This is a genomic window from Rothia santali (genome assembly GCF_024199905.1).
Taxonomy (GTDB): Bacteria; Actinomycetota; Actinomycetes; order Actinomycetales; family Micrococcaceae; genus Rothia; species Rothia santali.
Genome location: NZ_JANAFB010000069.1, coordinates 1 through 6,033, shown reverse-complemented (window position 1 = coordinate 6,033; position 6,033 = coordinate 1). Strand labels below are relative to the sequence as shown.

The 6,033-nt window shown below is 73.2% G+C and carries 6 protein-coding genes; 5 read left to right on the top strand and 1 reads right to left on the bottom strand.

Translation table 11 applies throughout. The features are described from left to right. Positions 1–128: 128 nt before the first annotated feature. Positions 129–1,652 (top strand): amino acid permease, encoded by a 1,524-nt coding sequence (locus NBM05_RS14965; RefSeq protein ID WP_254169084.1) that lies wholly within the window; start codon positions 129–131, stop codon positions 1,650–1,652. Positions 1,653–1,720: 68 nt separating this feature from the next. Next, complete coding sequence (locus NBM05_RS14960) at positions 1,721–2,086, top strand: PLD nuclease N-terminal domain-containing protein (RefSeq protein ID WP_254169082.1); 366 nt, start codon at positions 1,721–1,723, stop codon at positions 2,084–2,086. Between the two features lie 52 nt (positions 2,087–2,138). Here NBM05_RS14960 and NBM05_RS14955 read toward each other — a convergent pair whose 3' ends face one another. Next, the gene (locus NBM05_RS14955) at positions 2,139–2,996 is read right to left on the bottom strand and encodes an SDR family NAD(P)-dependent oxidoreductase (protein ID WP_254169080.1); all 858 of its coding nucleotides are present in this window, start codon (positions 2,994–2,996) and stop codon (positions 2,139–2,141) included. 340 nt (positions 2,997–3,336) lie between these two features. On the opposite strand from NBM05_RS14955, the gene NBM05_RS14950 reads away from it, so the two are divergent. The 3 genes from NBM05_RS14950 to NBM05_RS14940 all read left to right on the top strand — a co-directional run bounded on the left by NBM05_RS14950 (position 3,337) and on the right by NBM05_RS14940 (position 5,994). Then, the gene (locus tag NBM05_RS14950) at positions 3,337–3,807 is read left to right on the top strand and encodes a hypothetical protein (protein ID WP_254169078.1); all 471 of its coding nucleotides are present in this window, start codon (positions 3,337–3,339) and stop codon (positions 3,805–3,807) included. A 197-nt stretch (positions 3,808–4,004) separates the two neighbouring features. Further along, entirely contained in the window at positions 4,005–4,562 is a 558-nt protein-coding gene (locus tag NBM05_RS14945) for a hypothetical protein (RefSeq protein ID WP_254169076.1), read from the top strand. Between the two features lie 187 nt (positions 4,563–4,749). After that, on the top strand, positions 4,750–5,994 hold the full coding sequence (locus tag NBM05_RS14940) for a M20 metallopeptidase family protein (protein WP_254169074.1): 1,245 nt from the start codon (positions 4,750–4,752) through the stop codon (positions 5,992–5,994). The last annotated feature ends 39 nt before the right edge of the window (positions 5,995–6,033 follow it).

The following is a 6,033-nucleotide window of genomic DNA, read 5'->3' as shown; positions in this document are numbered from 1 at the left end:
GAACGACACCCCGCGACGCCGTCGGCCCCGCCGCGGCGCCCGCCCACCCTCGCCGTGCGCGGGACGCAGGGGCCCCGGCCCCGCCGCCCCTCGCACACCGGCGAAACCCCGAGAGAAAGGCCGGCCGCGTGCCCGCTGACCACGAATCCCCCTACGACCAGCCGGTCTCCCCGCAGACCTCCGCCGGCAGCATCCAGGCGCAGAAGGCGCCGGGAGGCAGCAAGCTGCGCTCCCGCCACGTCACCATGATCACGCTGGGCGGGATCATCGGCGCGAGCCTCTTCGTGGGCTCGGGCAACGTCATCCGGACCGTGGGGCCCGCGGCGATCCTGTCCTACCTGATCGGCGGGCTGCTGGTCTTCCTCGCGATGCGCATGCTCGGCGAGATGGCGGCCGCGCGCCCCGCGATCGGCTCGTTCATGGAGTACGCGCGGGTGGGCCTGGGCGACTGGGCCGCCTACCTGGTGGGGTGGCTCTACTGGTACTTCTGGGTCGGGGTGCTCGCCTACGAGGCGGTGCTCGGCGGGGAGACCCTGGGCGGCTGGTTCCCGGCGATCCCGGCCTGGACGTGGTCGCTGGTCCTGCTCGCGGTGTTCGTGGGCACCAACCTGATCTCGGTGCGGACGTTCGGCGAGGTCGAGTTCTGGCTGGCCAGCATCAAGGTGCTCGCGATCGTGGTCTTCCTCGGGGCCGGCGTGCTCTACGCGCTGGGGCTGTGGCCGGACGCCACCGTGGCGATTCCGAACCTCTGGGAGCACGGCGGGTTCGCGCCCCATGGGTTCGGGGTGGCCTTCACCGGCGTCGCGCTGGTGATCTTCTCCTACTTCGGCACGGAGATCGCGGTCATGGCCTCCGCGGAGTCCGTGGACCCGGCCCGGGGGATCCGGCAGGCGACCAGCACGGTCATCTGGCGCATCCTGCTGTTCTTCGTGGGCGCGGTGCTGATCATCGTGACGATCGTGCCCTGGGACGAACTGCCGGAGCCGACCGACGTCGCCAGCGCGCCCTTCACCTACGTGTTCACGCTCTTCGGGCTGCCCGGCGCCGCCACGGTCATGCAGCTGATCATCTTCACGGCCGTGATCTCTGTGCTGAACTCCGGGCTGTATTCCGCTTCGCGCATGTTCTCGGCGCTGGCGCAGGAGGGCTTCGCGCCGCGGTTCGTCGCGAAGCGGGCCCGGAACGGGGTCCCCGTGGCGGCGCTGCTGGCCTCGACGGTCGGCGGGGTCGTGGCCACGATCGTGAACTTCGCGGCCCCCGGGACGGGGACCTTCCAGTTCATCATGAACTCCGCGGGGCTGGTCGCGCTCTTCGTCTACGTCTTCATCGCGCTGACGCAGATGCGGCTGCGGCAGAAGATGACGGCGGAGGAGGTCGCGGGGCTCAAGCTGAGGATGTGGCTGCACCCCTGGCTGAACCTGCTCCTCATCGCGGCCATCGCGGCGATCCTGGTGATCATGCTGATGTCCGAGGACGGCCGGACGCAGGTGTGGACCAGTCTGATCGCCACCGTGGTGCTCGTGCTGTGCTGGCCGCTGGTGCGGCGGAACCTGGCCCGGCGGAGGGCCGCGGACCGCGAGGCCGCGGCGGCCCGCGGCCTCGGTGAGGAGGGCGCCTCGGCCGCAGGAGTCCGCACGGAGAGTACGGAGTAGAGCCAGCACTACCCCGGTCGATACGTGGATCTGATCCCCGCGCCCGGTGGCCGCGGGAGAGTGGAGGCATGAACTTCACGACTCCCGAAATCTACGGTCTCCTCGGTCTCATCGCCCTCGGCGTCGTCGGCGCGGCGCTTGTCGCGCTCTTCGTCGCGGCCCTGCTCTCGGTGGTGGTCTCCGAGCGGTACACCGGCGCGGGCAAGATCCTGTGGATCCTGGCCCTCTGCGCCTTCCCGTTCCTCGGCCCCGTGCTGTGGTTCCTGGTGGGCCGCACGCATCGGCTCGAGGTGGACCGGGGCGGCGACGCCGGGCACCGCGACGGGGGAGGGGCCGACGCCGTCGACCCCCGTCCCGCGTCGCCGGCACCGGGGGAGGCGGGCCGCCCGGGTGGCGAGCTGCCCGGCGTCCGTCCTGCGATCGCGGGCGCCTAAGGCGCTCGCCGGTGCCGGAGCCCGCGCTCAGACCCGGGGCCCGGGTCCGCGCTCAGCTCCGGGCCCCCGGGCCCGTCGTCAGGCCGACCCGCTCGGCGCTGGCCTCCCAGAACCGGTCCACCAGGACGTCGTCGAGCACCTGGGGGTTGAGCGAGCGGGCCGGGACGCGCTGGTCGTAGAAGACCCCCGAGTCCCAGTCCTCGCCCGGCGTGCCCTCGACGGCCCACGTCAGGTTGGAGCCGCCCTCCTCCGCGGTGATGGTCAGCAGCCGCTTCAGCGGGGTGTGGTACGCCCAGCGGAGCACGCTGTTGCTCGCCGAGGCGAAGTTGGTGGCGACGACGCCGGGGTGGAAGGCCATCGCGCCCAGGCCGCGCTCGTGGAACCGCTCGTGCAGCCCGCGGGTGAACAGGATGTTGGCCAGCTTGGCGTCGCCGTAGGCCTTGCGGGAGCTGTACCGCCGGGCGTTGTCCAGGTCCTCCATCCGCAGGCGGCCGAAGTAGCGGGCAGCGATGCTGGACGTGCTGACCACCGCCCCGCCCCCACCGGCCGTCAGGGGGTCCATCAGCAGGTGGGTCAGGAGGAACGGCGCCAGGTGGTTGACCTGGAGGGTGTACTCGTTGCCGTCCTCGGTCATCTCGCGGGCGCCGAAGATCCCGCCGGCGTTGTTGGCCAGGACGTCGAGGCCGCCGTCGAGCCGCTCCCGCAGCGCCGCCGCGAGCGTGCGGACCTCCTCCAGGCGCGCGAAGTCCGCGACGAAGTGCTCGGCGCCGACCTCCTCCGCCACGGCCCGGGTCTTCTCCGGGGAGCGGCCGACCAGCAGCAGCCGGTGGCCGTGGGCGGCCAGGGTCCGCGCGGCCGCGGCGCCGATGCCGTCGGATGCGCCGGTCAGCACGATGGTGCGTCGGTCCATGCTCGTGTTCTCCTCGTCTCGGTGGGAGGGCTCTCGGTCTCGGTGCCGCCCCTCTGTCCCATCATGTGAGAAATCCTGCGGGCGCGGAAGGGGCGGAATGCTTTCAATCGAGACCAATCTTCCGCATGACTAGGCGAGACACCGACCCGCGAGGGCCCTCGGGTCTCCACATCCTCGTGCCGCGGGGGGGTGTTGACGGGCCTTTTCCGCCTGTGACTAGGGTGAGGCGGAACACGACGAGTGTTCCGGTCCTGAAAGAACACGACCCCCAACCATCACGAGAAGGGCCCGCCGGCGAGACGGCTCGGCGGAGGGCCCGATCACGAGGAGTTGAGCATTGATGACTCGCCGGACCATGAGCAAGACCTGCAAGATCGCCTCGACCGCCGTGCTGACCGGCGCCCTGGCCTTGGGCGGGGCCGCGATGGCGACCCCCGCGATGGCCGCGCCCGCCGCGGCACCGGCCGCCTCGGCGTCGGGCGCGGCGAACGTGAACTTCGATCCCGTGGCCATCGGCAACGCGATCCGCGACGCCGTCAACGACCAGGACGACCGCGGCGGCGCCGTCCGCGCGGCCCTGGACGTCGCCTCGGCCCAGAGCGGCGTGAACGTGGCCGTGGCCAACAAGAACCAGGACATCAGCTCCAGCGGCGAGGTGTGGGCCGAGCACCTCGACATCAAGGGCGGCAGCTACGTCGTCTACTTCTACGACCGCGAGGGCAGCATCGAGAACAACGGCGACGGCGGCTGGATCAACTGGGGGTTCAAGGGGACCTTCGACCGGGACGGCCAGACGGTGACGTTCCACTAGAGCCGTCCGTGAACGACGGATCGCGGCCCGGGCCCCACGGCCCGGGCCGCTTCCGCGTCGGCGGGTCCCCCGGCCCGGGCCGCCTTCGTGTCCGCGGGCTCCCGCGTCCTCCACGGACCGTGCCGGGCGCCGTCGTCCGGGCTTCACATCCCTCCCGTGCCTTGCATCGGCTGGGCGGCGCCTGAAAGCCTGGGAGAATGCTGAATGACGATCCCGACGACCCCGTTCTGGTGCGGCCCTGGTGGTGGCTGGTCTGGCTGACGACCGCGACGCTCGCCTTCATCGGTCTCGCGGCCCTGTTCCGGTGGTGGGGGACGACGCTGTGGGCGCTGGCCGCACCCGTCGTCATCGTGCTCGTCGTCCTCGCCCTGGGGGCCCGGAGGACGGCGTCGCCCGACGGCGCGCACGGTCTCGTCACCCAGGCGGCCCGGACCGCGGGGCGCCTGGTGGTCCCCCAGCACGTCGACCGGGTGCCGGCGCTCGTGGAGGAGGCGGCCGGCGGAGTGCGCGCGCTGGAGCTCACCTCGAGCTCGGCCGCGACGGCGCGCCTCGAGACGGGCGTCAGCTGGAGGTCCTGGGGCGAGCGGATCACCCTCCGGTACCGGCCCGCTCCCGGCGGCGGTACCGAGATCGCGGCACGCTGCGACCCCGCCTTCTGGCTCACGGTCCACGACCACGGCCGGGGCGCGGCCGACCTCGAGCAGCTGCTGGACGGGATCGAGCGGGCGGCCGCGGCCGAGGACGCTCGCGCCTGATCGCGACGGGCCAGGAGACGGCCCAGCCTCCCGGCAGCGCCCGGTACCCGATCGCCGGGACGGTGGCCGATCCCACCCTCACCCAACCGGGCCCGCGGGCCCCGCGGTGCTAGGGTCGGGAGCCGCGGGCCACCGAGACCCGCCGACGCTCGACGCGCCGCCCATCGCACGTGCACGGAGGCACCGGATGACCGCGGAACCGACCACCACCCCCACCCCCCTCGGCGAGACCAGCCGACGCCTCGCGGAGGAGGCACGCCCGCTCGCGGCGGAGCTCCGCGAGCTGCGGCGGGACCTCCACCGCAACCCCGAGCTCGGCAACCACCTGCCCCGCACGCAGGCCGCGGTGCTCGCGGCGCTGGAGGGCCTGCCGCTGCGGATCGTGCGCGGCGAGGCGCTCTCCTCCGTCGTCGCGGTCCTGGAGGGCGGCCGCCCCGGGCCCGCCGTGCTGCTGCGCGGGGACATGGACGCCCTGCCGATCGAGGAGGACAGCGGCGAGGAGTTCGCCTCCGTCAACGGGGCGATGCACGCCTGCGGGCACGACCTGCACACCGCGGGCCTAGTCGGCGCGGCCAAGCTGCTCTGCGCGCACCGGGAGGAGCTGCCCGGCAGCGTCGTGTTCATGTTCCAGCCCGGCGAGGAGGGGCCCGGCGGCGCCCTGCCCATGATCGAGGAGGGGCTGCTCGAGGTCGCCGGCGAGCGGCCTATCGCGGCCTACGGGATCCACGTGATGCCGTGGGGGAGCGGCACGACGATCCACCGGGCCGGCCCCACGATGGCCGGCTCCTACGTCCTGAACGTGACCATGCGGGGTCGGGGAGGCCACGGCTCGACGCCGTCCGCCTCCGTGGACCCGGTTCCGCCGCTGGTCGAGTACGTCGGCGCGCTGCAGGCAGCGATCACGCGCGAGTTCAACGTCTTCGACCCGGTCGTCGCGACCGTCACCCAGCTGCAGGCGGGAGGGGACGCGCCCAACGTCATCGGCGACACCGCGAGCTGCGGGGCCACCGTGCGGGCCATGACCCGGGAGACGGGCGAGCGGTTCGGCGCGGTCGCCGAGCGCCTGGCCGCCGGGATCGCGGCCGCCCACGGCTGCGAGGCCGAGGTCGGCTACACGGTGGTCTACCCGCCCACGGTCTCGGACCCGGCCGAGACCGCTTTCGCCGCCTCCACGCTGCGCGGGCTGCTGGGCGAGGAGAAGGTCGTCGAGGCGCCGCACGCGGTCATGGGCTCGGAGGACTTCTCCTACGTGCTCGAGCGGGTCCCGGGCGCCTTCCTCTTCATGGGCGCCGCGCCGCAGGGCGTGGAGCCGAGCGAGGCGGCGGTCAACCACTCGGCCGAGGCGCGCTTCGACGATGCCGTCCTGCCCACGCAGGCTGCGGCCCTGGCGGCGCTCGCCGTCGAGCGGCTGGAGCGCGCGGCGCGGGAGTGACACCGGGACGCCGTCCGGCCCGCGGCCTCAGTGCCCGCC